Source organism: Macromonas bipunctata, assembly GCF_002837135.1.
In the GTDB taxonomy this organism is placed as follows: domain Bacteria; phylum Pseudomonadota; class Gammaproteobacteria; order Burkholderiales; family Burkholderiaceae_C; genus Macromonas_A; species Macromonas_A bipunctata.
Genome location: NZ_NWBQ01000048.1, coordinates 13,252 through 40,086, shown reverse-complemented (window position 1 = coordinate 40,086; position 26,835 = coordinate 13,252). Strand labels below are relative to the sequence as shown.

The following is a 26,835-nucleotide window of genomic DNA, read 5'->3' as shown; positions in this document are numbered from 1 at the left end:
CCATGAAATGTCGCCATTGCGCCGCCCCTGTCAGCTTGTCACTGACCGATCTGGGCACCGCACCGCCCTCCAACGCCTATTTGAATGCCAGCGATCTGCATGCCCCAGAGCGTTGGTACCCGTTGCGTGTGCTGGTGTGTACAGAATGCTGGCTGGTACAAACCGAAGACTTTGCCCAGGCACATGAGTTGTTTGACAGCGAATACGCTTACTTCAGTTCGTACTCCAGCAGCTGGCTGACACATGCGCAAGCCTATGTAACCCAAATGGTGCAACGCTGGGGCCTGAACCATCAGAGCCAAGTGGTGGAGGTGGCTGCCAACGACGGCTACCTGCTGCAATACGTGGCAGCACGTGGCATTCCTTGTCTGGGCGTGGAACCCACCACCAGCACCGCGAATGCGGCACGGGCCAAAGGCCTTGCGGTGGTAGAACGGTTCTTCGGCACCGCACTGGCACAAGAACTGCTGGATCAAGGACACGCTGCGGATCTGATAGCCGCCAACAACGTGCTGGCCCACGTACCCGACATCAACGACTTTGTGGCTGGATTTACCACCCTGCTCAAGCCGCAAGGGGTGGCCACCTTTGAATTTCCACACCTGTTGCAGCTGGTACAACAGTGCCAATTTGACACTTTGTACCACGAGCACTTTTCTTACCTGTCGTTGACGGCGGTACAGCGCATTTTCCATGCCAACGGCTTGACCGTTTTTGATGTGGAAACACTGCCCACCCACGGCGGCAGCCTGCGGGTTTTTGCGCAACGCAGCGACAGCATGGCACATCCGGTATTGCCATCGGTCGATGCGATGCTGGCCACCGAAACCGCCGCGGGGATGCGCAACGCCAGCTTCTACACCCAATTCCAAGCACAGTGCTTGCGCATCAAGCGGGAACTGCTGCTGTTCTTGCTCAACTGCCAAGCCCAGGGCCGTAAAGTAGCGGCCTACGGTGCCGCCGCCAAAGGCAACACGCTGTTGAACTTTGCAGGTGTACGTGCAGACCTGCTGCCGTACGTGGTGGACAAAAACCCCAGCAAACAAGACAAGTTCTTGCCGGGCAGCCGCATTCCGGTGGTCGACGAAGCCCACTTGCGTGCGGATAAGCCCGATATTGTGCTGATCTTGCCGTGGAACTTGCGGGATGAAATCACCGCACAACTGTCCTACATCCAAGCATGGGGCGGCCAATTTGCGGTAGCCATTCCCGGTTGGACGTTGATCGCACCTGCCCAGCCATGAAAGTGTTGTTGACAGGAGCCAGCGGCTTCTTAGGACGTTATGTGCTGCAACACCTGCACGCCGCCGGGATAGAAACCGTGACGTTAGGCCGACGGCCACCCATGTACCCAGCCGGGCACAGCACCACCACTTCATCTTGGCTAGAAGCCGACCTGCTGGCCACCGCCGACTGGGATGCTGTTTGCCAAGAAACCCAAGCCACGCACTTGCTGCATCTGGCATGGTATGCCGAACACGGCCAGTATTGGGCCTCACCGCTGAACCTGCGGTGGGTAGAAGCCACCATCCGTTTGGCCGAAAGTTTTTGCCGAACTGGGGGTAAACGCATGGTCATGGCGGGCACCTGCGCCGAATACGACTGGTCACACGGTTACTGCCGGGAAGCCAGCACGCCCCTGCGTCCAGCCACGCTGTACGGCACCAGCAAAGATGCCACACGCCGCTTGGTGATGGCGATTGGTCAGCAACATCAGGTTTCGTGCGCATGGGGGCGTATCTTCCTGCCTTTTGGAACGGGCGAGAACCGTCAACGTCTCATCCCCTCCTTGATTGAAGCGTTGCGTGGACAACGTCCCGCTTTCGGCATCAACGCCACCGCATACCGCGATTTTTTGCACGCATCCGATGTAGCATCGGCTCTGGTAACTTTGCTGCACCACAGCGCCTCTGGGGCTTACAACATCAGTTCTAGCCAACCCGTGCAACTGGCGACTTTGGTACGTGAACTGGCCACACTGCTACACAGTCAGCCGGACACCGTACTGAACCTGACCACAGAACGCCCCGGTGAACCCGAATTGCTGGTCGGGCAAAATCAAGCCTTGCGAGCCTTGGGGTGGCAACCTACACTGTCCCTCAAAGAGGGATTGATGCAACTTGTTCAGGAGACAACGGCATGAGTGCTCAAACATGTCCAATATGCAACAGCGTACATTTTTCGACGCTCCTGAAACGTGAGCAGGTACCCGTACACCAGAATTTGATTCTGGCCACACGAGAGGCTGCACTGGCAGTTGCCCGAGGTGATCTGGACTTTGTGCTATGCCAAGATTGTGGCTTTGTATTCAATCGGGCATTCGACTTGTCACTTCTGGCCTATGGCAAAGATTACGACAACACTCAAACCTGTTCAGATTACTTCGATGATTATCTCAACGGTTTGGTTAAATACTTGGTTGAAGAACAAGGTCTTCGCAACAGTACTATTGTTGAAGTAGGTTGTGGCAAGGGGCATTTTTTACGAAAATTTGTTAATTACCCCGATACCAACAACCGTGGTATCGGTTTTGACCCCAGCTATGTTGGCCCGGATTCTGAGTTAGAGGGTCGTTTAATATTTCGACGCTGCTATTACGACGACAGTTGTACCGATGTGCAAGCCGATGCCGTGGTATGTCGGCATGTAATTGAACATGTGCCCGAACCTTTGGCATTGCTGAAAACTGTAAGATCTGCCTTAGATAACTCACCCCAAGCCAAGGTTTTTTTTGAAACCCCGTGCGTCGATTGGATTTTGCACAACAAAGTAATTTGGGATTTTTTTTACGAACATTGCTCCCTATTTACAAAAAATTCATTGCGTACAGCATTTGAGGCCGCGGGTTTTTCAGTGAAGAATATTAGACATATTTTTAATGGCCAATATTTATGGTTAGAAGCAACAACAGACGCAACTAAAAATAAAACCAAAAAAAATTATAATGATTCGAATTTACCCAAACTCGCCGCAGAATATTTGAAGAGTGAACAACAAGAGCGAAGTACATGGAAAACAAAGCTAGAATTTCTGCGGCAACAAGGCTCAATTTCCATCTGGGGAGCCGGGGCAAAGGGCTCTACATTTGCCAACTTGATTGACTCGAATCAAAGTTTGATTGATTGCGTTGTGGATCTCAACCCCAAGAAACAAGGCCACTATATTGCAGGCACAGGACATCTTATTGTCTCCCCTTTTGACATCAGCAAGCGTCGCATTTGCAGTGCCATACTGATGAATCCCAATTATCGGGAAGAAAACATGCGTTTATTGAGCGACCTCGGCATCACACTGAACCTTGTTGACTGGAACCACTCATGAAAATCACAATTGACACAGAAAATAAAACTCTCCGTATCGAAAATTTGAATCAAGAAAAGATAATAGATCTTTACTCGGAAGAAGCCTTCGAAATTATTTCCGATCAATGGATTAAGGTGGGATGGGATCAAAGATACCAATACACCTTCAGTTGGATGGGTCGTCCGGTCATTCAATTGCCGGAGGATATGATCCGCATACAAGAAGCAATATTTCAAGTAAAACCTGATGTCATCATCGAGACGGGGGTGGCGCATGGTGGTTCGCTGATTTTTTATTCCAGTCTGTGCAAGGCCATGGATAAAGGGCGCGTGGTTGGGGTGGACATCGAGATCCGCCCCCACAACCGCACCGCCATTGAGCAGCATCCGCTGAGCGACCGCATCACACTGATCGAAGGTAGTTCCACCGCCCCCGAGGTGGTGGCACAAGTGGCAGCCCACATTCAACCTGGCGAGACCGTGTTGGTCATTCTGGACTCTAACCACAGTTATGCCCACGTGCTGGGTGAACTGAACGCCTACGCCCAGTTTGTGACACCTAGCTCCTACATCGTGGCCACCGACGGTGTCATGTCGGAGGTCGCCGACACGCCCAGGGGCCATCTGGAATGGACGCAAGATAACCCGACACAAGCGGCCAAGGACTTTGCGGCACAGCATCCGGATTTCGTAATCGAACAGCCCGCATGGCCTTTCAATGAAAGTACACTGACACGCAACATCACTCACTGGCCAGGGGCATGGCTCAAACGTCAAAAAAATTGATGCACCGAACAGGATCGCACTGAATTTATGTCCACTTTCAACCGCCAGGCCGCATCGGCCTACCGCAACATTGGTCTTGAAACACGTACGCCACAGCAGGACAAGCACCAGCTGGTGGCGCTGATGTACGAAACCTTTCTGGAGGCAGTGAACGCCGCCATTGGGGCCATCGAGCGCCAGGACGTGCCGGAGAAGATCAAGAAGATCAACCATGCGCTGTTGCTGCTGCGCGACGGTCTGGAGGCCAACCTGGACATGGAGCAAGGTGGCGAGCTGAGCAAGAACCTGGCCGGGCTGTACGACTACTGCTGCATTGCCCTGATGCAGGCCAACCTGAAGAACGACACCGCCAAGCTGCAGGAGGTGATCGGCCTGATCAAGCCTGTGGCCGAGGCGTGGGCGCAGATCCGCAGCCAGGCCACCGGTGGCGGTGCGGCCAGCCCCGAAGGTGCCGCCGGCCGCAACCCCGCCACCATGCAGAGCATGTACAGCTTCACGGTGGGCTGAGCCTGCAACTTGCCAACTTACCACCAACCTCTCAAAAAGTGAGAAGTTAGGTCTATCTTCTCAAATTTTGAAAAGATAGCGTTGCCCCGAAGCGGGAAATTTTGAATCTTGGCAGGCAAAGCCTGAAAAGCGGTGTTTTGGCACCGCTTTTTGCATGTTGGCACCAATCAAGTGCGCGCTGTTTGAGGTCGATACAGCAGGTATTGACATCAACATGACACACAGGACGCACAGACCATGACTTTCTCGCTGCTAGGCTGCTACGAAGCGATTGCCGATACCAGTGCCCGGATGTTGAGTGCGGCCGAGCAGGACGACTGGGACGAGGTTGAGCGGCTGGAGGCGGTGTGTGCCGCCCAGGTGCGCGCGGTGCGCGACCGCACCGACGGGCTGGAGCTGACGCCGCAGGAGCGGCTGCACAAGCAGCGCATCCTGTTGTCGATGTTGCGCCAGGACGCGCAGGTGCGCGATCTGGCCGACGCCTGGGTGGTGGCCTGGCCGGTGCTGGACGACCACCAGCATCGCGTGTCGCGTGTGGCCTGACATGGTGGTGCCACCCCTGCCCCCTTCCTCCCCCTTGACCACCGCCGCCTTACCCGAGCCCCACCCCATGATGACCTCCTCGCCACGCTCCCTGATCGACTACTACAAAGCCATTGAACACACCAGCACGCAGATGCTAGACGCCGCACGCCAGGACGACTGGGACGAGGTGGTGCGCCTGGAGGGCGCCTGCGCGGTGCTGATCGAGCACCTGCGCGCCCACAGCCACGCCAGTGTGCTGTCGGCGGACGAGCGCGCCGAGAAGAACCGCATCATGCTGGCCATCCTGCGCCACGACGCGCAGATCCGCCACCTGGCCGAGCCGTGGCTGGAGGACTTGGGCCAGATGATGGACCGGGGCGTGCAGCCGCCAGCGCGCTTGCACTGACGGCTGCGGGCAGGCCAGCGGTTACAGGGATAATCTGGCCTTATGTCTGACATTGTTTCTGAAGTGCGCCGCCGCCGCACGTTTGCCATCATCTCCCACCCCGACGCGGGCAAGACCACGCTGACCGAGAAGCTGCTGCTGTTCTCGGGCGCGATCAACATTGCCGGGTCGGTGAAGGCGCGCAAGGCCGCGCGCCACGCCACCTCCGACTGGATGGAGATCGAGAAGCAGCGCGGCATCTCGGTGGCCTCGTCGGTGATGCAGATGGAGTACCGCGACTGCGTGATCAACCTGCTCGACACCCCCGGCCACCAGGACTTTAGCGAAGACACCTACCGCGTGTTGACCGCCGTGGACGCGGCACTGATGGTGATCGACGCCGCCAACGGTGTGGAACCCCAAACCCGGCGCCTGTTGCAAGTGTGCCGCGCGCGCAACACCCCCATCATTACGTTCGTCAACAAGATGGACCGCGAGGTGCAGGCGCCGTTGGACGTGATGGACGAGATTGAGCGTGAGCTGGGCATGACCGTGGTGCCGTTCACGTGGCCGGTGGGCATGGGCAAGCTGTTCCACGGCGTGTACGACCGCCGCTCTGACCAGATGCGCGTGTTTGCAGCGGGCGAGGAACGCGCTGGCGGCGACGAGGAGGTGCTGGCTGGGCTGGATAACACCGACAGTGCGCAACGCTTCGGGTTGGAGTGGGCACAGGCCAAAGACGAGTTGGAGTTGGTGGAAGGCGCATCGCCCGCGTTCGACGAACAAGCATTTTTGGACGGCAGGCAAACCCCCATGCTGTTCGGCTCGGCCATCAACAACTTTGGCGTGCGCGAGGTGCTGGACGCGCTGGTGGATCTGGCGCCGCCCCCCGGCCCCAAGCCCGCCATGCAGCGCGTGGTAGAGCCGACCGAACCCAAGTTCAGCGGCGTGGTGTTCAAAATTCAAGCGAACATGGATCCAGCCCACCGCGACCGCATCGCGTTTGTGCGCTGTGCCTCGGGCCACTTTGAGCGCGGCATGCGGCTCAAGGTGGTGCGTTCCGGCAAGGAATTGCGCCCCAACACCGTGGTGAGTTTTTTGAGCCAGCGCCGTGAGCTGCTGGACGAGGCCTATGCGGGCGACATCATCGGCATCCCCAACCACGGCGTGCTGCAACTGGGTGACACGCTCACCGAGGGCGAGGCGCTGCAGTTTACTGGCCTGCCCTTCTTTGCGCCGGAGATCATCCGCAGCGTGGAGGTGGCCGACCCGCTGCGCGGCAAGCAGCTCAAGGCCGGCCTGACCCAGCTCGGCGAGGAAGGCGCAATCCAGGTGTTCCGCCCGATGGCAGGCAGCATTTTGATGCTGGGTGCGGTGGGGCAATTACAGTTTGAAGTGGTACAGCACCGGCTGGAGGCGGAATACGGCGTGAAGGCGCGCATCACGCACAGCCCGTACCAGGTGGCGCGCTGGGTCACCTGCCCACCCGAGAACGGCGGTGACGTGGAGCTGAAACGCTTTATTGATGCCAATATTCACCGTATGGCCTGGGATGCGGTGGACGCACCCACCATCCTGGTGGATCACGGCGCCACGCTGCGCGCGGTGGAAGCCAACTGGCCCAAGATCCAGTTCCACGCCATGCGCGAACACGCGGGGCTGGTGTTCCACAAGGCGGTGTGATCTTCAGAACGCCACTTTCCAGTCCTTGAGCATGGACACGGTTTGCGTCAGGCCTTGTCTGAGCAGGATGTCGAGAAACTCGTCAGCGGTTTTGGGTGGTTTTTTGAGGGCCGCACGTTGCTCGGCCACCGCCTGCAACACCGCTGCCGGGTGCAGGTCGAACAAGTCCACCACAAAATCGTCGGGGTGCTGGGCCTGCAGGTGGTAGCGGAACAGCACCTTGGGCGGAAAGTCCTTCAGGTTGAAGGTGACAATAGTGTCGGCCCCGCTGTGGATGGCGGCCGCCAACACATGGCGGTCGTTTGGATCGGGCAGTTCAATCGCAGGGATCAGGTGCTCGAAGCCCTCCACCAAGCTGTCGCGCACCCCAGTGTTCATGAGGATACGGGTCTTGTCCAGAGCAACCGGATCAAGCTCCGGGCGCTGCCTGAGCAGGTTGCGCGTCCATTCGTCGTGGATGGTGTTGGACCAGCGCGCGCGGAAACGGTCGGTCAGCGCCAGCCGCATCAGCAAATCACGCAACGGTGCGGGGTACAGCACGCACGCGTCGTACACGACCGTGAAGTGCGAGCTCATTCGTAGCCCATGCCCAGTGCCTGTGCCTGCTCCGCCAACGCATCCAGCGCATGGCGCCGCTCCGCGTCAATGCGATCCTTGTAGGCCATGACATCTTGGTAGCGGACACGGCGATGGGTGCCGGTCTTGTGAAACGGCATTTCGCCCCGCTCCAGCAGCTGCACCAAATGCGGACGCGAGACGTTCAGGACGTCGGCCGCCTCTTGCGTGGTCAACTCTGCATGGACGGGGATGATGCTGACGGCATTGCCCTCACCAATGGCGCTCAGGATGTCCACCAACAAACGCAGCGCCGACATCGGCACGCGCACCGGGTGGGCTGCGCCCTTGTCGTCCAAGATGTCGATCTGCTGGGTTTCAGAGCGCACCTGTAGATAAGCCGAGAGCACACGCCCGCTTTCGCGGGCAAGCGCGACCTCCTGGGCCGAAGGCATGGTGTGTGGAAGCTGGACAGCGGTCATCAATCGCTCCTGAAGGGGGTGGATTGGATGACCTGATCTTAAACGAAATAAACGAAAAACCTCAGAGCTACCCAACAGGGGTTATGTTGCGGCACTGGCCGCCAGCAGTTGCTCGATCGCGCGGGGGTAGATGAGGTGCTCTTGCGTGAGCACGCGGGCGGCCAGGGTGTCGGGGGTGTCGGTGGGGAGCACGGGCACCACGGCCTGGGCCAGGTATTCGCCGTGGTCGAGTTCGGCGGTGACCTGGTGCACGGTGGCACCGGCAAATTGGCAGCCGTATTCAATGGCGCGCTGGTGCGTGTGCAGGCCCGGGAACGCGGGCAGCAAGCTGGGGTGGATGTTGAGCAGGCGCCCCTGGTAATGCGCCACAAAGCCGGGCGTGAGGATGCGCATGAACCCGGCCAGCACCACCAGCGCGGGCTGGCCCTGGGGGTCGAAGGCGTCGATGGTGCGCATCAGCTCTGCATCGAACGCTTCGCGGCTGGGGTAGGACTTGTGGTCCACCACTGCGGTGGCGATGCCGTGCTGCTGCGCAAACTGCAGGCCCTTGGCGTCGGCCTTGTTGCTGACGACGGCGCGCACGGTGGCGCCGTAGCGTTGCTGCCAGTGGCGCTGCTGCGCGGCGCGGACGATGGCGGCCATGTTGGAGCCGCCACCGGAAATCAGGATCACGATGTTGCGAGTGGGTGTCACAGGGAAAACCTAGGCCTGGGTAAAAAGAGAAGTGGGCGCCGCTGCGGATGCGGAGGCAGCAGCGGCGGTGGCAGGCGGTTGCAGCGGGATCTCGAACCAGAACACCGAGCCCTGGCCAGGCGTGCTGCGCGCGCCCATGTCGCCGCCCATGAGCTGCACCAGCCGCTGCGCGATGGACAGGCCCAGGCCGGTACCGCCGTAACGGCGGGTGTCGGACGAGTCGAGCTGCGTGAAGGGCTGGAACAGTTGCGTCAGGTCGTCGGCGGCAATGCCGATGCCGCTGTCGTGAACCTCGAAGTGCAGCCGGTCGTTGAGGGTGGTGCAGGAGGCCAGCTCCACGCACAGCCGGATCTGGCCCTGGTGGGTGAACTTGACCGCGTTGGACAGCAGGTGCAGCAGCACCTGGCGCAGGCGCTGGGGCGCACCGTGTACTTGGGGGGGCACGTCGGGGTCAATCTCAGCGGGCAGCAACATGAGTTGTTTTTTGCGGGCGCGTTGGCTGACACTGTTTAAGGCTTCGGCCGCCAAGTCTGCGGGGGCGTAGTCCAGGCTGTCCAGCGCCAGCTGGCCGGCGTCGATCTGGGCAAAATCGAGCACGTCGTTGACGATGGCCAGGAGGCTGGCGCTGCAGGCCTCGATGGTCTGCACGTAGTCGCGCTGTTCGTCGTCCAGTGTGGCGTCGCTCAGGGCGTAGGTCATGCCGACGATGCCGTTGAGCGGGGTGCGCAACTCGTGGCTCATGTTGGCCAGGAACTGGCTCTTGGCCTGGTTGGCGCTTTCGGCCTCGCGCGCCACGGTTTGCAGCAGCTCCAGTGCCTGTGCCATTTCCTCGTTCAGGGCTTCGGCTTGCAGGCGCGCGGCAATGGCGTCCTGTTCGGCCTGCTTGCGGTCGGTGATGTCGGCAAAGCTGCCCACCATGCGCCTGGGGCGGCCATCGGGGTGGCGCTCCACCACGTCGCCCCGGTCGATGATCCAGATCACGCTGCCGTCGTGGCGGCGCATGCGGTGCTCGTGCCGGTACGGGCCCTGCCCGGCCAGGCAGGCGTTGATGACTTGCAGGATGGCGGGGCGTTCCTCGTCCAGCAGGTGGGTCGAGAATTCCTCCATCGTGTTGCTCAGGCAGCCGCCGTCCAGCCCCAGGATTTCGGCCCAGCGCGGGTTGTGGCGCACCACGCCGGTGTCGATGTCCCAGTCCCACACGCCTTCGCCGGTGGCTTGCAGCACGTACTGCAGCTGGCGCTCGCTGGCCTCGGCGCGCAGCTGGGCCTGGCGGATGTCGGTGATGTCGTTGGCAATGACCAGGATCTGCAGGTTGCCCTGGTCGTCGCGCAGGGGCTTCTTGATGGACTGGTAGTAGCGCACCTCGCCGGTGGCGCTGTCGGTGGAGGATTCGAGCACCACTTCGGTCTCGAAGCGGCGCATGATGCCCTGCACGTTGGCCAGGTAGAACGCGACTTGCTCGGCGTTGGGGTTGAAGGCGCTGTCGTCCTGGTCTTCCAGTTGGTCGGTGGTGGTGCCGTAGAGTTGCGCCAGCGCGCGGTTGCCCAGCAAAAACTTGCCGTTCCAGTCCTTGAGCAGGATGATGTTGGGGTTCTCGTCGATGACGGTGCGCAGCAAGGCGCGCTGGCGTGCCAGCTCTTGCTCCAGCACGTGGGTGGCATCGGAGGGGGCGGCAGGCGGCATGGCGGTGGGGCGTGGAATCATGGCGGGGGCCCGATTTTGCCGTATCTGGCCCGGAGCTGGGCCGGTGGGTGGTGGCGGCGGCACCAAGTTGTGCCAAGATAGCGCACCCGCGCGGCGCCCCCTGCCGCCCAAGACGCTTGACACCCACAACAATGCACATTATTCGAGGCCTGAAACACCTGCTGGCCCACACCGACCTGGCCGCCACCGGCTGCGCGCTGACCATCGGCAATTTTGACGGCGTCCACCGTGGCCACCAGGCCATGCTGGCGTTGCTCCACAACGAAGCCCGCCACCGGGGCGTACCCAGTTGCGCCCTGACGTTTGAACCCCACCCGCGCGACTACTTTGCCGCCAAGTTCCGCAAGCCCGATCTGGCCCCGGCGCGCATTGCCACCTTGCGCGACAAACTGCACGAATTGCGCCGTTGTGGTGTGGAACGCTGCGTGGTACTGCCGTTTGACGACCACTTGGCCAGCCTGCCGGCTCAGAGCTTTATTGACGACGTGCTGGTCAAGGCCTTGGGCGCACGCTACGTGCTGGTGGGCGACGATTTTTGTTTTGGCGCCGGGCGCAAGGGCGATTACGCCATGCTGGACGCAGCGGGCAGTGTGCAAGGCTTTGACGTGGCACGCATGATGAGTTACGAGGTGCATGGCCTGCGCGTGTCCAGCTCCGCCGTGCGCGATGCGCTGGCCGAAGGCCGCATGGACGATGCCACGGCCCTGCTGGGACGGCCTTACAGCATCAGCGGCCACGTGGTGCATGGGGCCAAACTGGGGCGCGAGCTGGGCGCCAGCGCCAGCGGGGCGGGCGATGGCTTTCGCACACTCAACCTGCGCTTCACACACTGGAAGCCCGCCGCCAGCGGCATTTTTGTGGTGCAAGTGCATGGACTGGATCCCGACCCAGATGCGCCGCCGGTGCCCGGCGTGGCCAACTTGGGGGTGCGCCCCTCACTCGATCCCAACGATGTCAACGGTGGCCGCGTGCTGCTGGAAACCCATTGCCTGGAATGGCCCGAGCGGGTGCAGCGCGCCCTGGCGCACGCCACGACCCCAGGGGAGGCCTACGGTAAAATCATCCGGGTGGAACTGCTGCACAAACTGCACGATGAACTCAAGTACGACGGTCTGGAAGCCCTGACGCAGGGCATTGCCAAAGACTGCGATGCGGCGCGCGCTTACTTTGCCCACGCCGCCGTGCGCCGCCAGACCACGCGCGACCGAATCTGACGCCCGCTGGACTGCTGCAAGCTGCGCACCTCTGGACGGGCTCGGGGTGGGTGGCCCCGGTTTTTTTCTGGATCCTGCGCTGAGCGGGCCGAGCCTGTCGCCGACATCATCCCCCTTTTTGATTGCCATGTCCGACACCCCCAACGCCGCCCCCGATTACAGCAAGACCCTGAACCTGCCCGACACCCCGTTCCCGATGCGCGGCAACCTGCCGCAACGTGAGCCGGGCTGGGTGCAGCAATGGGAAGAGCAAGGCATCTACCAGCAACTGCGCACAGCGCGCCAAGGCGCGCCCAAGTTCATCCTGCACGACGGCCCGCCCTACGCCAACGGCCAGATCCACATTGGCCACGCCGTCAACAAGGTGCTCAAGGACATGATCGTCAAGGCGCGCCAGTTGGCCGGGTTTGACGCGCAATACATTCCGGGCTGGGACTGCCACGGCTTGCCGATTGAAAATGCGATCGAAAAGCTGCATGGCCGCAAACTGGCCCGCGACGACATGCAGGCCAAGAGCCGCGCCTTTGCCACTGAGCAAATTGCGCAGCAAATGGCCGACTTCAAGCGCCTGGGCGTGCTGGCGCAATGGGACAAGCCCTACCGCACGATGGATTTCCAGAATGAGGCCAACGAAATCCGCGCCTTCAAGCGTGTGATGGAGCGTGGCTTTGTGTACCGGGGCCTCAAGCCCGTGTACTGGTGTTTTGACTGCGGCTCCTCGCTGGCCGAGTTCGAGATTGAGTACCAAGACAAAAAGAGCGACACGCTGGACGTGGCCTTTTTGTGCGCCGAACCGGCCAAACTGCTGCACGCCTTTGTGGGCCACAGCGGCCTGCCGCACGCCAACACGGCGGAGCTGGCCAACAAGCCCATGTTTGCCGTCATCTGGACCACCACCGCGTGGACGATTCCGGCCAACCAAGCGCTCAACGCGCACCCTGAGCTGACCTACGCACTGGTGGACACGCCCAAGGGCCTGCTGGTGCTGGCCGAGTCGCTGGTCGAAAAATGCTTGACCCGCTACGGGCTGGAAGGCAACGTGGTGGCCACCTGTACGGGCCAAGCACTGGAGCACATCCACTTCAAGCATCCGCTGGCGCATGTCGATGCCGGTTACGACCGCCTCAGCCCCATCTATCTGGCCGACTACGTGAGCGCCGACGACGGCACAGGGATGGTACATGCCGCTCCGGCCTACGGCGTGGACGACTTCAACTCCTGCCTGGCCAATGGCCTGAAGTACGACGACATCCTCAACCCGGTACAAGGCAACGGCCAGTACGACGAGGCGCTGCCGTTGTTTGGCGGCCTCAATATCTGGAAAGCCTGCCCCGTCATCATCGACACGCTGCGCGAGCAGGGCCGTCTGCTGGCCACCCAGGCCATCACGCACAGCTACCCGCACTGCTGGCGGCACAAAACCCCGGTGATCTACCGCGCCGCCGCGCAGTGGTTTGTGCGCATGGACGAGGGCGAGGGCATTTTCACCACCGACAAAGCGCCCAAAACGCTGCGCCAGACCGCGCTGGCAGCCATCGAACACACCAGCTTCTACCCGGAAAATGGCCGCGCCCGCCTGCGCGACATGATTGCCAACCGGCCCGACTGGTGCATCAGCCGCCAGCGCAGCTGGGGCGTGCCTCTGCCCTTTTTGCTGCACGTGGACAGCGGCGAGCCCCACCCGCGCACGCCCGAGATTGTCGATCTGGCCGCCGAGGTGGTCGAAGCCGGTGGCATTGAAGCCTGGAGCCAATTGAGCGTGGCCGACATTCTGGCCCGCATGGGCGACGCAGCCGACCCGGCCCAGTACAGCAAGAGCACCGACATTTTGGAGGTGTGGTTCGACTCCGGCACCACCCACACCACCGTGCTCAAGGGCAGCCACGCTGGCAGCGCCCACGACCACGGCCCCGAGGCCGACCTCTACCTCGAAGGCCACGACCAGCACCGGGGCTGGTTCCACAGCTCGCTGTTGACCGCCTGCGCCATGTACGACCGTGCGCCGTACCAAGGCCTGCTGACCCACGGTTTTACCGTGGACGGCCAAGGCCGCAAGATGAGCAAGTCGGTGGGCAACGTGGTGGCCCCGCAGACCATCAGCACCAAGATGGGCGCTGAGATCATCCGCCTGTGGGTGGCCATGACCGACTATTCGGGCGATCTGGGCATCGACGACAAGATTCTGGCCCGCGTGGTGGACGCTTACCGCCGCATCCGCAACACGCTGCGCTTCTTGCTGGCCAACATCAGCGACTTCGACCCCGCCACCGACGCGGTGCCGCTGGAGCAGATGCTGGAAATCGACCGCTACGCCCTGAGCCGCGCGGCCCAGTTCCAGGCCGATGCGCTGGCGCACTACCACGCCTACGAGTTCCACCCGGTGGTGGCCAAGTTGCAGGTGTACTGCTCGGAGGACTTGGGGGCGTTCTACCTCGATGTGCTCAAAGACCGGCTCTACACCACGGCACCCAAGTCGCTGGCGCGCCGCTCGGCCCAGACCGCGCTGCACCAGATCACGCACGCCATGCTGCGCTGGATGGCGCCCTTCCTGAGCTTTACCGCCGAAGAAGCGTGGGCGCTGGTGGGCAAGACCCCGAGCATCTTCACCGAAACCTACCTGCCGCTGGGCACACCCAACGAGGCGCTGCTGGCCAAGTGGGGCCGCGTGCTGGAGCTGCGCAACACCGTCAACAAGGCAATTGAGGCGGTGCGCACGGCGGGGCAGGTCGGCTCATCGCTGCAAGCCAACGTCACGCTGACGGTGGGGCCAGAAGACCACACGCTGCTGCACAGCTTGGGCGACGACCTGAAGTTCGTGTTTATCGTGTCGGCGGTGGCGCTGCAACTGGGCGATGATCTCAGCGTGGCCGTTGCACCGTCCAGCGCCACCAAATGTGAACGTTGCTGGCACTACCGCGACGACGTGGGCCACGACGCGGCCCATCCCGGTATTTGCGGGCGCTGTACCAGCAACCTGCACGGCGACGGCGAAGCGCGTCAGGTGGCCTGAGCGATGCCCGGCGCCGCCACCAACAAGACCGCCCCCCCAGCCCGCTGGACGCCCGGCCTGGGGCTGTGGCTGGGGCTGGCCGCCACCGTGCTGATGTTCGACCAGCTCAGCAAGATGCTGATTCTGGGCGAGTACCACCTGAGCGAAAGCACCACCGTCACGTCGTTCTTCAACATCGTGCGGGTACACAACACGGGGGCGGCGTTCTCGTTCCTGGCGCAGGCGGGGGGCTGGCAGCGCTGGTTCTTCACCGGCATCGGGCTGGCCACGGCGGTGTTCATTGTGTGGATGCTGCGCTCGCACCACCAGCAAAGGCTGTTCTCGTTCTCGCTGGCGTGCCTGCTGGGCGGGGCGCTGGGCAATGTGATCGACCGGCTGCTGCACGGCTACGTGGTGGACATGCTGGATTTTCACGCCGATTGGCTGGCTCCGCTGTTTGTGCAAGGGCATTTTCCGGCGTTCAACGTGGCCGATGTGGGCATCAGCGTCGGGGCCATCGGGTTAATATTGGACGAAGTGCTGCGCGTGCGCCGCAGCGCCAGCTGAAGGCGCTGAACCGCTGCCCCACACGGCCCACCCCCACCAGGATTCCCGACCATGCCCGCCACCCCCCGCCGAACCGTGACCGCACCGCAACACCCCCACCAGCCCCCTGCCCGCCCGGGGCGCTGGCACGGCGTGGCGCTGGCGGCGCTGCTGGTGGGCGGGGCGGCGCTGGCTCCAGTGGCCTCGGCGCAGTCGGTGCGCTGCCACTTGACGTACGCGGGCGCCACGCGCTCGTTCACGGTGCCGCCCGCCATGTGCCCCGACGAGGTGGCGCCGGTGCTGGAAGGGGCGTCGTTCGTGTTCAAGGTCACCAACCTGGCACAGCCCGCGCGCAAGGCCGGGGTGGACATTGAGGTGCTGACGCGCGACCGGAAAAACCGCCTGCAACCCACCCACAAGGCGCATTACAAGGCGTGGGAAGCCAGCACCAGCCAGCCCGGCGTGCCGCATGGCTTTACCGGCCAGCAAACCGTGCGCGGCGTGGGCTACAGCCAGGGCCTGAGCTACTGGTGCGAGCGCCTACTGGACAAGCCCGCCGTGCTGCGCCCCTGCGGTGGTGCCACTCCAGCCGCATTGCCAGCTGAAGCGCCGCCCGCACCCGTGCCAGCGGAGACGCCTGCCGTATCTGCCCCAGAAATGCCCGCACCTGCGGCGGAACCGCCTGCAATGCCGATTGCGGTGCCGACGGAACCTGCGCCCGTGTCCCAGGTACCGGTGGCGCTGGAGATGGCAGCCATGCCACAGGGCCAGGTGCTGCCGTTTCACTTCATCAGCCCCTCTGGTGGCCTGCTGGTGCCAGTGATGCCGCAGCCGGACTGATGCGGCAACGCCCCAGCACAGCGGCCCCAGGCGCTGGCTGCTACAGTGGCGCCATGTCTGCTCCCGCCTACCGCCTGACCCCCGCCACCGCACTGATGATGCTGATTCCGCCCCTGCTGTGGGCGGGCAATGCCGTCATCGGCCGCGTGGCGGCAGGCTGGATCCCGCCGTTCACCTTCAACTTTCTGCGCTGGGCGCTGGCCCTGCTGGTGCTGCTGCCGCTGGCGGGCTGGGTGCTGCGTCCGGGCAGCCCCGTGTGGCAGCACTGGCGGCGCTATGCGGTGCTGGGCGCGCTGGCCATCACCACCTACAACTCGCTGCTGTACCTGGCGCTGCAAACCTCCAGCCCCGTCAACGTGACGCTGGTGGCGGCCAGCATGCCGGTGTGGATGCTGCTGGTGGGGCGCATCGGCTATGGCGTGGCCATGACGCGCCAGGCCTGGCTGGGGGCGGCGCTGTCGCTGCTGGGCGTGGTGGTGGTGCTGACGCAAGGCCAGCCGCTCAGGCTGTTGCAGCTCGATCTGGTGGCCGGGGATGCGTGGATGCTGCTGGCCGCGCTGGCGTGGGCCTGCTACAGCTGGCTGCTGACCCGGCCCGACCCGTGCCCCGCCATCCGGCAGGACTGGGCCGCCTTCCTGCTGGCGCAGATGGTGTTCGGGCTGCTGGTGTCGGGCGTGCTGATGGCGGGCGAATGGCTGTGGCTGCTGCAAGCGCCGCGCGCGCCCGGTGCGGCACCGCTGGTGGCCTGGGGCTGGCCACTGCTGGGGGTGCTGGTGTTTGTGGCCATCGGGCCGGCGGTGCTGGCGTACCGCTTCTGGGGCGCGGGGGTGCAGCGCGTGGGGCCGACGCTGGCCAGCTTTTTTGCCAACATGACGCCACTGTTTGCCGCCATCCTGTCCACCGCCGTGCTGGGTGAGCTGCCGCAGCTGTACCACGGCGTGGCCTTTGCGCTGCTGGTGGCCGGGATTGCGGTGTCGGCGCGCAAGGCCTGACGCGCCAGCGCGCCGCTGGGCGCTTCAGCGGGCCGCTGCCGAGGTGAACACCTTGAGCCACTTGACCGCTGGCAAACCCCAGCGTTCCTGGATGCGCTCGGCGCGGGCCAGCAGCTCCATGCGCTCGGGGTGCTGTGGCGTGCGCAGCGCCAGCACAATGGCGTTGCCCTCGCGCGTGGGCTTGAACGTCCACACCGCGTCGGCGCCAAAAGCGGCGCAGATGCTTTCCAGCGAACGCTCGTAGCTGGCGTCGCGGCCAAACAGGTTCACGGTCAGGGCGCCTTCGTCGGTCAGCAGGTGGCGGCAGTCGGCGTAGAAGTCGGGGCTGTCGAGCACCGGGGCGGCGGCTTCGTGGTCGTACAAGTCCACCTGCAGCGCGTCGATGGTGCCGTAGAACGGCGCGTGGCGCACCACTTCGGCGGCATCGCCCAGCAGCACGCGCAGCTTGGCGCTGTCGGGCGGCAGCTTGAACCACTGGCGGCACGCCAGCACCACCTGCGGGTTGATCTCGATGGCGGTGGTGTCCATCTTCAGTTTCTTGAAGTGGAACTTGGTCAGCGCCGCCGCGCCCAGGCCCAGCTGCATGGCGTGGCGCTGCGCCACGGTGTCGGGCTCGACGAACAGCAGCCACGCCATCATGCGCTGCACGTACTCCAGCTCGATGTCGAACGGGGCATCGATGCACATGCCGCCCTGGATCCATTCGGTGCCCAGGTGCAGGTAACGCTGGTCGCCGTGTTCCGAGATCGACACCGGGGGCAGGTTGTCCTGGGTCTGGGCGGCGCGCGGCGGCGGGGTGCGCTGGTCGGGGTGGTAACGGGCGTCGTGGTGGGCCATGGGTTCTCGTTGAGTATGCGGATGAAAAAGAAAGACGGCAATCGTAGGGCATGGCGGCGCGGATGCGCGGCAGCTCAGGTGCTGGCGCCAGCGGGCTGCAGTGCGGCCAGACGGGGCAAGGCGGCGCGCGCGTTGGCGGTGGTGGCCGCCGCCAGCGCCGCCGGGGGGATGCCACGCAAGCCCGCCACCACGGCGCCGATGCGCGGCAGCTCCGCCGGAGTGTTGACGCCTTGCGGCTGGCCAGCGGCGCGGGCAGCGGCGTCCACGTACAGCCACTGCGGCGGAATGTCGGGGGCATCAGTTTCCAGCACCAGCGCGTCCAGGGGCAACTCCGTGGCCAACTGGCGCAAACGGCGTGCGGTATCGAACGTGACCGCGCCGCCAAAACCCAGCTTGAAGCCCAGCGCCACACAGGCCTGCGCCTGCTGCACGCTGCCGTTGAAGGCGTGGGCAATGCCACACAACACCGGCCTGCCCTGCCCCGCCAGCTCGCGCAAAGGCTTCAGCAACGCATCGGCGCTGCGGCGCACATGCAGAATTACCGGCAACCCGTAACGCTGGGCCAAGCGCAGTTGGGCACGGTAAAAGTGCAACTGGCGTTCCCGCATCGCGGGTTCGCACAAAGCGGGCACAAAGAAGTCCAGCCCGATTTCCCCCACCGCCACCAGGCGCGGGTCGTGCTGGTGGCGCTGCAAGGCGGCGTCCAGCTGGAGCAAGTCGTCGTCGCTGGCCTGGGGCACGTACAGCGGGTGGATGCCCAGCGCGTAGGCATCGCCGGTCTGGTGCGCCAGCGTGCGCACCGCGTCCCAGTTGCGGCACTGCACCGCCGGGTACACGCACAGCGCCACGCCCGCGGCGCGCGCCTGGGCCCGCAGCGCCAGCGGGTGCAGGCCGCCGGTGTGCAGCTCGGGCGCGTCCAGGTGACAATGGGTGTCGATCCACATACGCCACATTGTGCCGCCACCGGAGCCCCGCCCCCATGCCCGCCAGCCTTGAAGGCCAACTTGTTGTGGCCATTTCCTCGCGCGCGTTGTTCGACTTTGAGGCCGAGAACCGCATCTTTGAACAAAGCGACAGCACCGCCTACATGCAGCTGCAACTCGACCGGCTGACTCAACCTGCCAACCACGGGGTGGCGTTCTCGCTGGTGCGCAAACTGCTGAGCTTCAACCAGCCCGACGCGCCCCGGGTCGAGGTGGTGATCTTGTCGCGCAACGACCCGGTGTCGGGCTTGCGCGTGTTCCGCTCGGCGCAACACTATGGCCTGAGCATTCAGCGCGGTGTGTTCACGCGCGGGGCACCACCGTGGCGCTACCTGCGGCCCTTGCAAGCCAACCTGTTCTTGTCCACCCACTTGGACGATGTGCATGCCGCGCTGCAAGCCGGCGTGCCAGCGGCGCGGGTGTACCCGCAGTCGGTACACGCGTCCGACGCGCACCCGCACGAGGTGCGCATTGCCTTCGATGGCGATGCGGTGCTGTTTTCCGACGAGGCGGAACGCATCTTCCAGGCCGAAGGCCTGAACGCTTTCCAGTCGCACGAAGCGCAAAAAGCCAGCCAACCCCTGCCCGCCGGGCCGTTCAAGCCGCTGCTGCAAGCGTTGCAACAACTGCAACGGCTGGGCACCGACACCATGCGCATCCGCACTGCGCTGGTCACGGCCCGCAGCGCCCCGGCGCACGAGCGCGCCATCCGCACCCTGATGGACTGGCACATCGACATCGACGAAGCTTTCTTCCTCGGCGGCCTGCCCAAAGGCGAATTTTTGCGCGAGTTTGAACCGGATTTCTTCTTTGACGACCAGACCGGCCACATTGAGCACGCCGCCCGGCACGTGCCCGCTGGCCACGTGGCCAGCGGCATCAGCAACGTGGCGGTTCAGGCGGTGGATGCAGTGGCAGACGCGGTGTAACGCTGCCAGCCGCTGGCGCGCAACTCGCACGCGGGGCAGGTGCCGCACCCATAGCCCCACGGGTGGCGCAAGCTGCGGTCACCCAAATAGCAGGTGTGGGTGTCTTCCAACAACAGTTGGATGAGGGCACGCCCACCACCGGCCACACCGCTTTGCTCACCCAGCTGGTGCGCCAGTGCCCAGGTTTGTGCCTTGTCCAGCCACATCAGCGGGGTTTCGATCAGCAGGCGCGTGTCCATGCCCAACGACAACGCGACCTGCAACGCTTTCATGGTGTCGTCGCGGCAGTCGGGGTAACCGGAAAAGTCGGTCTCGCACACCCCCGTGACGATAACTTGCAAACCACGCCGATAAGCCAGCGCCGCCGCCAGCGTCAAAAACAACAGGTTGCGCCCCGGCACAAAGGTGTTGGGCAAGCCGTTGGCTTGCATCGCGATTTCAGTACCGCGCGTCAGCGCGGTGTCGCTGATCTGGCCCAGCACGCCCGCGTCCAGCACGTGGTCTTCGCCCAGACGGTCGGCCCACGCCGGAAAGGCACGGCGCAACTCGGCCAGCACAGTGGGGCGCACGTCCATTTCGACGGCATGGCGTTGGCCATAAGCAAAGCCTATGGTCTCAACGCGGGTGTAGCGTTGCAACGCATAGGCCAGACAAGTGGTGGAATCTTGTCCACCAGAGAACAAAACCAGGGCAGAGGTGTGCATGCCCCGGATGTTAGCTCAAGCTTTGAACTCGGTTTCGTGCATCCAGGCGGCGTGCTTGGGGGCGCGCTTGGTCTGCGCCCATTCGTTGAGCATGTCCCACTTTACCTCGTCGAGCTTGCGGTACATCTCGGGCGTGCCCACGTCGGCGGCCAGCTCCAGGCGGTGGCCGTTGGGGTCGAAGAAGTAGATGCTCTTGAAGATGGTGTGGTTGGTGGGGCCCACCACGTCAATGCCAGCGGCCTGCAGGCGGGCCTTGACTTCTTCGAGCTTGTCCACGCTTTCGACCTTGAACGCGATGTGCTGCACCCAGGCCGGGGTGTTTTCGTCGCGGCCCATCTCGGGGGAATTGGGCAGTTCAAAGAAGGCCAACACGTTGCCGTCGCCTGCGTCCAGAAACACATGCATGTACGGGTCGGGCGCTTTGGTCGAAGGCACCAGGTCTTCGGCAATCGCCAGCACAAAGCCCATGTCCAAGTGCTTGACGTACCACTCAACGGTCTCTTTGGCATCCTTGCAACGGTAGGCAACGTGGTGGATTTTCTGGATCAGGCTCATGGTGGGGTCTCCTTAACAACTCAACGGGTGCAACAACACAACGGGTTCGACTATACCGCAAAGTTTCTTTTAGGTAAATAAGTTTACTTATAGGAAACCATAACCCGGGCGCAAAAAAGCCCGGACGTGGCCGGGCGGGCTGTGCCGTGCGGCATCAGAGCTGGTTGCGCCAGCGCGCCAGCATGCGCAGCAGGGCACGGTTGACGGTGTCGAGCGGGAACTGGTATTCCTCGCACGCGCCCAGCACGCGCTCAGGGGTCTGGAACTGTTCCAGCCGCCGCGCCAGATCCAGGTACGGAAAGTACGGCCCGCTGTGGCGCAGCAAGGCGTCCACCATGCGCTCGGGAATGGGCAGGCGCTGCAGCATCTTGAGCGGCGGCTCGTGCAGCAGCAGGTGCAGCTGCGAGAACAGCCCCGTGACGTAGATCTCGGTGCCCAGCTCGGCCTGCGCGCCCGCGTCCATCAGGTAGGTCATGAGCTGCGCGCGCAGCACCATGGTCTGGCGCACCGGCACCAGGTCGCGGTCGGACGAGGCGCCAGGCATGAGCTCCAGCAGCCAGTCGCGCAGGATTTTCTGGCCCAGCAGCATCAGCGCCTGGCGGATGGTGTTGACCTCGCGGCTGGCACCAAACACCGACGAGTTGACCAGCTGCAGCACGCGGTAGGTCAGCACCGGGTCTTGCAGGATCAGGTTTTCCACCACGTCCATCGGGCGCTCGTGCAGCAGGGCCTGCTGCACGCGCACCAGCGTCAGGCGGTCCACCGGCACGCCGTGCAGGCGGTAGGGCTCCAGCGTGTCGAGCATGGGCCAGCCGCACATGCCCCAGGCGCGCTGTTCGTCCAGGCAGTGCGCGGCCAGCGCGCGCGTGCCCACGTGTTCGTACAGCTGGTTGGCCAGCACCGGGCTGCGCACCAGGCCCGGGCGGTGCTGGCCCATGCCGCTGGCGTCGGCGCGCGGCAGCTGGCCAGCGGCCATGGCCTGCGACTGCTGCGCCGCCTGCAGCGCCTGTTCGATCTGGTCGGCCTGCAGTTGCAGCACGTAGCGTTCGGGCCCACGGCCCCGGCTCAGGCCCAGCTTGGCTTGCGCCAGCGTGGCGTTTTGCACCAGCACGTGGCCGTGGCCCAGCGCCAGCGCCACGGTGCGGGCCCAATCGGCGGGCAGGTCGTCCTGCCAGGCGGGCAGCTCCAGCCAGATGGAGGGCTGCGGCGTCAGGCCCAGCGCCTGCTGCAGCAGCTCGGTGTCGGCAAACGACACCAGCAGGCGCGGCGACTCGTCGAACCACTCGGTCTCGAGCCAGTGCAGCAGGTGCGCAGCGTCCACCGACTCCGGGTTGAGCGCCCGCACCTGCAAGCGCACCCCCACCAGCTGGCGGTTGCTGCCCCACACCGGCTGATAGGCCAGCGCCACATGTTCCAGAATGTTGAATGCCATGCGCTAGATCATGCCACGCGGGCGCTCAGGCCATGTACTGAAACAGCGATTTCTTCTGCACCTGGGCGTAGGACTGCAGCGCGGCATTCAGCGCGAGCTGCTGGGTCTGGAACTCGGAATAGCCCTTGGCCAGATCGAGGTCGGTCAGGTCGGAGATTTCCTGCTCGTGGAACAGGTCGCGGTCCTGGAACAGACTTTCCATCGAATCGGCCCGATTGAGCCACTGCCCGGCCTGGCCGCGCACCATGCGCATGTTCTCCAGCGCTTGGTCCACATCAGACAAGGCATTACCCACAGTGGTGGACAAAGCTTCTGTCGGGGCTGGATCGCGCAATTTTTTGGCAGTCTCTTCCAGAATATCAAACAGATAATTGGGTTCGGTGGAGCCATCAGGGTTGTTTTTGGACGGCAAACCAGAACTGGATGGGTTGTTGACCAACCACGCCACGCTGCCATCCACCGCCTTGGGCAAGGCGTTCTCGGTCGGCAGGTACTGCCCGTTCTGGCCATAGAAGTTGACCTCGCTGTCCGGCGCGACACCGGATCCCGTTTCTTCTTTGAACGCCGGATCTCCACCCCCCAGCCCGCCAAACAGCGTCAAGCCCGAGGTGTCCTTGCGCTTGGCCACTTCCAGCAGCTGGTCGCGCAGGCCGTCGATCTGGTTGGCCAGGATGCCCCGGTCGGTGGCCGACAGGGTGGAGTTTCCCGCCTGCACGATCAGCTCGCGCGCCTGCTGCGTCAGCTCGATGCCGTCGCCCAGGGCCGACTCGACCTGCGTCAGCGCGGTGCGCGAGGCCTCCAGCGCGCGCAGGTCGGCCTCGTTGCGCAGCTGGCGGTTGCGGGCGCGCTCGGCCAGGGTGGCGGCCACGGCGTCGTCGCTGGCGCGCAGCACGCGCTTGCCCGATGAAATGTGCTCCTGCGACTTGGACAGCTCGCTGCTGCGCTGGCCGATGTTGTGCAAGGTGCGGTCGTAACTGTTGGCGGTGGACACGCGGTTGATGGCCATGGTCGTCCCCTTTTCAGGTCAAAAAACGGATTGGGAAGGCTGGGTGCCGGATTCGGCTTCAGTGTCGGGTTGACCCGCCTCAGCCCAGGCGGCTGAGCAGGGTGTCGAAGTTGGCCTGGATGACCTGCAGGTACTTGGCCGCGGCCTCGTAGGCCTGCTGGTACTGCAGCAAGCGCGCGGCCTCCTCGTCCAGGTTAACGCCGGACTGGCTCGAGCGCGCGTTTTCGGCCGCCATGGCCTTGGTGTCGGAGAACTCCGCCGCCAGCCGCCCCGCCTGCGCCTTGTTGGCCACCACCGAGAACACGCTGGTGTAGCCGTTGCTCAACGTCACGCCGTCCAGGCTGGCCTGGTCGCGCAGCGCCAGCATGGCGTTGGCGTTGCCGGCGTTCTGGATGAAACCGGCGGCTGGGTCACTGGGATTGGGAAGCGCCGACCGGATGGTTAACTTGTCATTATCGGCGGGCGTACCGCGCAAAATCAGGGCGTAGGTCAGGCTGTTGCCACCACCATCGCTCCACTTGATATTCAGGGTTGCGCCGGGAACGTATTTGGGCAAGTTGGGGGCAGATAAAGGCGCGCCATCTTTATCTAAAAATTGAGCACTGCCTGCTGGAGATGCAGCAAGGCCGTCAAAGGTGCCAGTTGCGCTGTCGTACTCCAACGATATTGTGGGCAATGACCCAGAAGCCATCACATCCTTCAAGCTCGGGCTGGCCGCGCTCAGGCTCAGGCTTTGCAGCCCCATGCTGCCGGTGTTGGCCGACGCAAACGACGCATACACCGGGCTGGCCACCGCCACGCTGGCAGGCTGGGTGACGGCCATGTTGATGTTGCGGCTCACATCGGCGAAGGGCTTGAACAGGTAGCGGTCGCCGCCAGTGGGCAGGGGCTGGGTAGTGTCCACCGCAAACGACAGGCCATCGAACTCGGAATCGGCAGCCGTACCAAACCTCAACCGGCCTGGTTCGGGATCGGTGGCAGAGTCCACCTGAAATGACACGCTCGCGCCATCCGACAAGCGCACCAAGGCGCCTTTGGTCGGATCGCTGGCGTCAAACTGCAACTCGTAGTTCGACGCCTTGAGCGCGGTCGGGTCGGTCACGGTGGCTGCTACGGTGCCAGCGGCGCGGGAGCCATCGGGCTTGAGCGCAGGCAAGGCGCTGATGCTGACCGCGCCGCTGGTGGCGTTGGTGCTGACGTAGCCGCCCTGCAGGCTGAACAAATCGCCGCCGGCCTGGCCGTTGAGGTCGATACCCAGGCGGTGCTGTTCATTCATCTGCACCGCCAGCGACATGGCCAGGCGCCCCACCGCGTTCTGGGTGTCGGTCAGGTCGTGGTTGACGAACTGCAGCAGGCCGCTGAGTTCACCGCCGCCCAGCATCTGCGGGTTGAGCGCCGTGGGCTGGCCGTCGCCGCGGTCCAGCACCACCGCCACCTGCATCGAGTCGATGGGCGCGAGCTGGCTGCCATTCTTGACGCTGGGGTCGGCGGCGTTCTTGAGCTGGAACGCGGTGCCGCCCAGCACCAGCGGCTGGCCGCCGGCCACAAACAGCGTCAGGCCACCGCGCGCGTCGGCCACAGTGCTGGTCTGCACGTACTTGTTGAGGTCGGTGATGGCCTGCTCACGCTGGTCCAGCAGGTCGTTGGACACCTCGTCGCCCGACTGCATCACCTTTGCATTGAGCGCGGCAATCGACTTGGCCAACGTGTTGATGCTGTCCAATGCACCATTGAACTGCTGCGTGGCCGACACACGCAACTCGTCCAAACCACTGGTGGTGGCCTGCAAGCGCGTGGCCAAGTCCTCGGCGCTGGTCAGGGCCACGGCGCGCGCGGTCAGGTCGATGGGCGACGAGGCCACATCCACCCAGGCGTTGAGCGCGCCGTTGATGACCTCGCCCATGCCGGTCTCGCCCATCGGGAACAGTTCTTCCAACTGCTGCAGGCGCATGTAGTGCGCGGCGTCGCCCGCCGCCACGGACTTGGTGGCCTGCGCCTCGCGCGTCAGAAAGCCGCTGTACTGGCGCTCCACGCTGGCCACGTTCACGCCCTGGCCAAAGAAGTTGAGGCTGGAGCCCAGCTGGCTGCCGGTGCGCGCCTGCATGTCCACCGTCTGGCGCGTGTAGCCTTCGGTGGTGGCGTTGGCAATGTTGTGGCCTATCACCTGCAGCGCAGCCAGGTTGCTGGTCACGGCGCTGCGGGCAATGTTAAGGCTGTTGTTGCTCATGACGGGATCCTATTGAAGGCTCAGGTGGCGGTGCGCTGCAGGTTCATGGCGGTCTGGATGACGCGGCTGAGCTTGCTGGCGTATTGGGGGTCGGTGGCGTAGCCAGCCTGCTGCAGGTTGGCGGCAAAGCTTTGCGGCGAGTGCAGGTTGTCCATCACCTTGGCGTAGCGCGGGCTGTTGCCGATCAGGCGGGCGTAGTCGCGGAACGAGTCGGCGTAGGAGTCGTAGGCGCGGAACTTGGCCACCACCTTGCGCGGCTGGCCTCCAATGTACTCGGTGGTGGTAATTTCCGCCACCTTGCCGTTCCAGCCCGGCCCCGCCTTGATGCCAAACAGGTTGAAGCTGTTGCTGCCATCGGCACTTTTGATCTGGCTGCGGCCCCAACCGGTTTCGTGTGCCGCCTGCCCCAGCATGAACGCTGCCGGAATACCCGATTCACGCGCCACCTGCTGGGCCGCTGCGTTGTGCTGCCCCACAAACGTGGCCGCATTGGCGTTGCCTCCAGTGTCTCCACCGCCGCTGGCCGCACCTACCGAACGCGCCTGCGCCGCAACCGCCGCCACCGTGCTGCGCGCCTCACGGCCCGACCAAGTGGCCGACGGCGGCGCACCACCGCTTTGTCCCGAGCTGTTGTTCGGGGCAATTTGCTGCGATAACTGCCGTTCAATCATTTCACTCAAGCCTCGGGGCAGGCCCACCATTTGTTGGGCGTACTGCTGGTCGAGCATATCAGTGGCAAAGTCGCCTTGCTCGCTTTCCATCAACCCGCTCTTCATCGTCGCATCGCGCATACTCTTGAGCAATTCACGCATGAACAGGGCTTCAAACTGACGGGCGGTCTCTTTGATGGCGGCTTTGCTGTCTTTGCCCGCCAAGGCGTTCAAACCATTGAGTGCTTTGCTGTCGGCGGCCAAACCGCGCTGACCGGCCAAGGAAACGGTGCTGCTGCTCAAGTCCAT

General features: G+C 63.6%; 26 protein-coding genes. 14 read left to right on the top strand and 12 right to left on the bottom strand.

What is annotated here, in order from left to right; all coding sequences use genetic code 11:
* Nucleotides 1–2: 2 nt before the first annotated feature.
* The 8 genes from CON76_RS07320 (at nucleotide 3) to CON76_RS07285 (ending at nucleotide 7,188) form a co-directional block, all read left to right on the top strand.
* Nucleotides 3–1,244, top strand: a complete 1,242-nt coding sequence (locus CON76_RS07320; RefSeq protein WP_101102712.1) for a class I SAM-dependent methyltransferase — start codon at nucleotides 3–5, stop codon at nucleotides 1,242–1,244.
* Complete coding sequence (locus tag CON76_RS07315; protein WP_101102711.1) at nucleotides 1,241–2,143, top strand: NAD-dependent epimerase/dehydratase family protein; 903 nt, start codon at nucleotides 1,241–1,243, stop codon at nucleotides 2,141–2,143. Before CON76_RS07320 ends, CON76_RS07315 begins: the two co-directional genes overlap by 4 nt.
* The gene (locus CON76_RS07310; protein ID WP_101102710.1) at nucleotides 2,140–3,321 is read left to right on the top strand and encodes a class I SAM-dependent methyltransferase; all 1,182 of its coding nucleotides are present in this window, start codon (nucleotides 2,140–2,142) and stop codon (nucleotides 3,319–3,321) included. The genes CON76_RS07315 and CON76_RS07310 overlap by 4 nt, the downstream gene beginning before the upstream one ends.
* Nucleotides 3,318–4,088, top strand: a complete 771-nt coding sequence (locus tag CON76_RS07305; protein WP_101102709.1) for a cephalosporin hydroxylase family protein — start codon at nucleotides 3,318–3,320, stop codon at nucleotides 4,086–4,088. Before CON76_RS07310 ends, CON76_RS07305 begins: the two co-directional genes overlap by 4 nt.
* Before the next feature lie 27 nt (nucleotides 4,089–4,115).
* On the top strand, nucleotides 4,116–4,595 hold the full coding sequence (fliS, locus tag CON76_RS07300; protein ID WP_101102708.1) for a flagellar export chaperone FliS: 480 nt from the start codon (nucleotides 4,116–4,118) through the stop codon (nucleotides 4,593–4,595).
* A 237-nt stretch (nucleotides 4,596–4,832) separates the two neighbouring features.
* A complete protein-coding gene (locus CON76_RS07295) occupies nucleotides 4,833–5,138 on the top strand; it encodes a flagellar protein FliT (RefSeq protein WP_101102707.1) in 306 nt (101 codons plus the stop codon).
* A 1-nt stretch (nucleotide 5,139) separates the two neighbouring features.
* On the top strand, nucleotides 5,140–5,526 hold the full coding sequence (locus CON76_RS07290; protein ID WP_420812927.1) for a flagellar protein FliT: 387 nt from the start codon (nucleotides 5,140–5,142) through the stop codon (nucleotides 5,524–5,526).
* A 42-nt stretch (nucleotides 5,527–5,568) separates the two neighbouring features.
* Entirely contained in the window at nucleotides 5,569–7,188 is a 1,620-nt protein-coding gene (locus CON76_RS07285) for a peptide chain release factor 3 (RefSeq protein WP_101102706.1), read from the top strand.
* Between the two features lie 3 nt (nucleotides 7,189–7,191).
* Here the strand turns inward: CON76_RS07285 and CON76_RS07280 are convergent, their stop codons facing one another.
* The 4 genes from CON76_RS07280 to CON76_RS07265 form a co-directional block, all read right to left on the bottom strand.
* A complete protein-coding gene (locus CON76_RS07280) occupies nucleotides 7,192–7,764 on the bottom strand; it encodes a PIN domain-containing protein (protein ID WP_101102705.1) in 573 nt (190 codons plus the stop codon).
* Nucleotides 7,761–8,225: a helix-turn-helix domain-containing protein gene (locus CON76_RS07275; RefSeq protein WP_101102704.1), complete on the bottom strand. Its 465-nt coding sequence runs from the start codon at nucleotides 8,223–8,225 to the stop codon at nucleotides 7,761–7,763. The genes CON76_RS07280 and CON76_RS07275 overlap by 4 nt, the downstream gene beginning before the upstream one ends.
* An 81-nt stretch (nucleotides 8,226–8,306) precedes the next feature.
* The gene (purN, locus tag CON76_RS07270) at nucleotides 8,307–8,918 is read right to left on the bottom strand and encodes a phosphoribosylglycinamide formyltransferase (RefSeq protein ID WP_101102703.1); all 612 of its coding nucleotides are present in this window, start codon (nucleotides 8,916–8,918) and stop codon (nucleotides 8,307–8,309) included.
* Nucleotides 8,919–8,927: 9 nt separating this feature from the next.
* Entirely contained in the window at nucleotides 8,928–10,622 is a 1,695-nt protein-coding gene (locus CON76_RS07265; protein ID WP_101102702.1) for a hybrid sensor histidine kinase/response regulator, read from the bottom strand.
* Nucleotides 10,623–10,753: 131 nt separating this feature from the next.
* Here CON76_RS07265 and CON76_RS07260 point away from each other — a divergent pair, with 131 nt between their 5' ends.
* The 5 genes from CON76_RS07260 (at nucleotide 10,754) to CON76_RS07240 (ending at nucleotide 17,203) form a co-directional block, all read left to right on the top strand.
* Nucleotides 10,754–11,836, top strand: coding sequence for a bifunctional riboflavin kinase/FAD synthetase (locus CON76_RS07260; protein ID WP_101102701.1), 1,083 nt, complete (start codon nucleotides 10,754–10,756; stop codon nucleotides 11,834–11,836).
* A 127-nt stretch (nucleotides 11,837–11,963) separates the two neighbouring features.
* Nucleotides 11,964–14,846, top strand: a complete 2,883-nt coding sequence (gene ileS / locus CON76_RS07255) for an isoleucine--tRNA ligase (RefSeq protein ID WP_101102700.1) — start codon at nucleotides 11,964–11,966, stop codon at nucleotides 14,844–14,846.
* A gap of 3 nt (nucleotides 14,847–14,849) precedes the next feature.
* Nucleotides 14,850–15,392, top strand: a complete 543-nt coding sequence (lspA, locus tag CON76_RS07250) for a signal peptidase II (RefSeq protein WP_101102699.1) — start codon at nucleotides 14,850–14,852, stop codon at nucleotides 15,390–15,392.
* Between the two features lie 51 nt (nucleotides 15,393–15,443).
* The gene (locus tag CON76_RS07245; protein WP_101102698.1) at nucleotides 15,444–16,211 is read left to right on the top strand and encodes a hypothetical protein; all 768 of its coding nucleotides are present in this window, start codon (nucleotides 15,444–15,446) and stop codon (nucleotides 16,209–16,211) included.
* 53 nt (nucleotides 16,212–16,264) lie between these two features.
* Entirely contained in the window at nucleotides 16,265–17,203 is a 939-nt protein-coding gene (locus CON76_RS07240) for a DMT family transporter (RefSeq protein ID WP_101102740.1), read from the top strand.
* Between the two features lie 24 nt (nucleotides 17,204–17,227).
* On the opposite strand, the gene CON76_RS07235 is transcribed toward CON76_RS07240, so the two are convergent.
* Nucleotides 17,228–18,040: a class I SAM-dependent methyltransferase gene (locus tag CON76_RS07235; protein WP_101102697.1), complete on the bottom strand. Its 813-nt coding sequence runs from the start codon at nucleotides 18,038–18,040 to the stop codon at nucleotides 17,228–17,230.
* Between the two features lie 74 nt (nucleotides 18,041–18,114).
* Nucleotides 18,115–18,993 (bottom strand): TatD family hydrolase, encoded by an 879-nt coding sequence (locus CON76_RS07230; protein WP_101102696.1) that lies wholly within the window; start codon nucleotides 18,991–18,993, stop codon nucleotides 18,115–18,117.
* Between the two features lie 26 nt (nucleotides 18,994–19,019).
* Between CON76_RS07230 and CON76_RS07225 the strand changes: the two genes are divergently transcribed.
* Entirely contained in the window at nucleotides 19,020–19,952 is a 933-nt protein-coding gene (locus CON76_RS07225; protein WP_101102695.1) for a 5'-nucleotidase, read from the top strand.
* Here CON76_RS07225 and queC read toward each other — a convergent pair.
* From queC to flgJ, 6 genes are all read right to left on the bottom strand, one after another.
* Entirely contained in the window at nucleotides 19,919–20,656 is a 738-nt protein-coding gene (gene queC / locus CON76_RS07220; RefSeq protein ID WP_101102694.1) for a 7-cyano-7-deazaguanine synthase QueC, read from the bottom strand. The genes CON76_RS07225 and queC overlap by 34 nt on opposite strands.
* Before the next feature lie 15 nt (nucleotides 20,657–20,671).
* Complete coding sequence (locus CON76_RS07215) at nucleotides 20,672–21,211, bottom strand: VOC family protein (RefSeq protein WP_101102693.1); 540 nt, start codon at nucleotides 21,209–21,211, stop codon at nucleotides 20,672–20,674.
* 154 nt (nucleotides 21,212–21,365) lie between these two features.
* On the bottom strand, nucleotides 21,366–22,643 hold the full coding sequence (locus CON76_RS07210) for an HDOD domain-containing protein (protein ID WP_101102692.1): 1,278 nt from the start codon (nucleotides 22,641–22,643) through the stop codon (nucleotides 21,366–21,368).
* Nucleotides 22,644–22,668: 25 nt separating this feature from the next.
* Nucleotides 22,669–23,649 carry a flagellin N-terminal helical domain-containing protein gene (locus CON76_RS07205; protein WP_101102691.1) on the bottom strand — a complete coding sequence of 327 codons (981 nt, stop codon included), beginning with the start codon at nucleotides 23,647–23,649 and terminating at the stop codon, nucleotides 22,669–22,671.
* Nucleotides 23,650–23,728: 79 nt separating this feature from the next.
* Nucleotides 23,729–25,876, bottom strand: coding sequence for a flagellar hook-associated protein FlgK (gene flgK, locus CON76_RS07200; RefSeq protein ID WP_101102690.1), 2,148 nt, complete (start codon nucleotides 25,874–25,876; stop codon nucleotides 23,729–23,731).
* Nucleotides 25,877–25,896: 20 nt separating this feature from the next.
* Nucleotides 25,897–26,835, bottom strand: a complete 939-nt coding sequence (flgJ, locus tag CON76_RS07195) for a flagellar assembly peptidoglycan hydrolase FlgJ (protein WP_101102689.1) — start codon at nucleotides 26,833–26,835, stop codon at nucleotides 25,897–25,899.

Bases quoted from the DNA above. Each gene is read 5' to 3' on its own strand.
- CON76_RS07320 (WP_101102712.1), top strand. From the start codon at position 3: ATGAAATGTCGCCATTGCGCCGCCCCTGTCAGCTTGTCACTGACCGAT.
- CON76_RS07315 (WP_101102711.1), top strand. From the start codon at position 1,241: ATGAAAGTGTTGTTGACAGGAGCCAGCGGCTTCTTAGGACGTTATGTG.
- CON76_RS07310 (WP_101102710.1), top strand. From the start codon at position 2,140: ATGAGTGCTCAAACATGTCCAATATGCAACAGCGTACATTTTTCGACG.
- CON76_RS07305 (WP_101102709.1), top strand. From the start codon at position 3,318: ATGAAAATCACAATTGACACAGAAAATAAAACTCTCCGTATCGAAAAT.
- fliS (WP_101102708.1), top strand. From the start codon at position 4,116: ATGTCCACTTTCAACCGCCAGGCCGCATCGGCCTACCGCAACATTGGT.
- CON76_RS07295 (WP_101102707.1), top strand. From the start codon at position 4,833: ATGACTTTCTCGCTGCTAGGCTGCTACGAAGCGATTGCCGATACCAGT.
- CON76_RS07290 (WP_420812927.1), top strand. From the start codon at position 5,140: ATGGTGGTGCCACCCCTGCCCCCTTCCTCCCCCTTGACCACCGCCGCC.
- CON76_RS07285 (WP_101102706.1), top strand. From the start codon at position 5,569: ATGTCTGACATTGTTTCTGAAGTGCGCCGCCGCCGCACGTTTGCCATC.
- CON76_RS07280 (WP_101102705.1), bottom strand. From the start codon at position 7,764: ATGAGCTCGCACTTCACGGTCGTGTACGACGCGTGCGTGCTGTACCCC.
- CON76_RS07275 (WP_101102704.1), bottom strand. From the start codon at position 8,225: ATGACCGCTGTCCAGCTTCCACACACCATGCCTTCGGCCCAGGAGGTC.
- CON76_RS07265 (WP_101102702.1), bottom strand. From the start codon at position 10,622: ATGATTCCACGCCCCACCGCCATGCCGCCTGCCGCCCCCTCCGATGCC.
- CON76_RS07260 (WP_101102701.1), top strand. From the start codon at position 10,754: ATGCACATTATTCGAGGCCTGAAACACCTGCTGGCCCACACCGACCTG.
- ileS (WP_101102700.1), top strand. From the start codon at position 11,964: ATGTCCGACACCCCCAACGCCGCCCCCGATTACAGCAAGACCCTGAAC.
- lspA (WP_101102699.1), top strand. From the start codon at position 14,850: ATGCCCGGCGCCGCCACCAACAAGACCGCCCCCCCAGCCCGCTGGACG.
- CON76_RS07245 (WP_101102698.1), top strand. From the start codon at position 15,444: ATGCCCGCCACCCCCCGCCGAACCGTGACCGCACCGCAACACCCCCAC.
- CON76_RS07240 (WP_101102740.1), top strand. From the start codon at position 16,265: ATGTCTGCTCCCGCCTACCGCCTGACCCCCGCCACCGCACTGATGATG.
- CON76_RS07235 (WP_101102697.1), bottom strand. From the start codon at position 18,040: ATGGCCCACCACGACGCCCGTTACCACCCCGACCAGCGCACCCCGCCG.
- CON76_RS07230 (WP_101102696.1), bottom strand. From the start codon at position 18,993: ATGTGGCGTATGTGGATCGACACCCATTGTCACCTGGACGCGCCCGAG.
- CON76_RS07225 (WP_101102695.1), top strand. From the start codon at position 19,020: ATGCCCGCCAGCCTTGAAGGCCAACTTGTTGTGGCCATTTCCTCGCGC.
- queC (WP_101102694.1), bottom strand. From the start codon at position 20,656: ATGCACACCTCTGCCCTGGTTTTGTTCTCTGGTGGACAAGATTCCACC.
- CON76_RS07215 (WP_101102693.1), bottom strand. From the start codon at position 21,211: ATGAGCCTGATCCAGAAAATCCACCACGTTGCCTACCGTTGCAAGGAT.
- CON76_RS07210 (WP_101102692.1), bottom strand. From the start codon at position 22,643: ATGGCATTCAACATTCTGGAACATGTGGCGCTGGCCTATCAGCCGGTG.
- CON76_RS07205 (WP_101102691.1), bottom strand. From the start codon at position 23,649: ATGGCCATCAACCGCGTGTCCACCGCCAACAGTTACGACCGCACCTTG.
- flgK (WP_101102690.1), bottom strand. From the start codon at position 25,876: ATGAGCAACAACAGCCTTAACATTGCCCGCAGCGCCGTGACCAGCAAC.
- flgJ (WP_101102689.1), bottom strand. From the start codon at position 26,835: ATGGACTTGAGCAGCAGCACCGTTTCCTTGGCCGGTCAGCGCGGTTTG.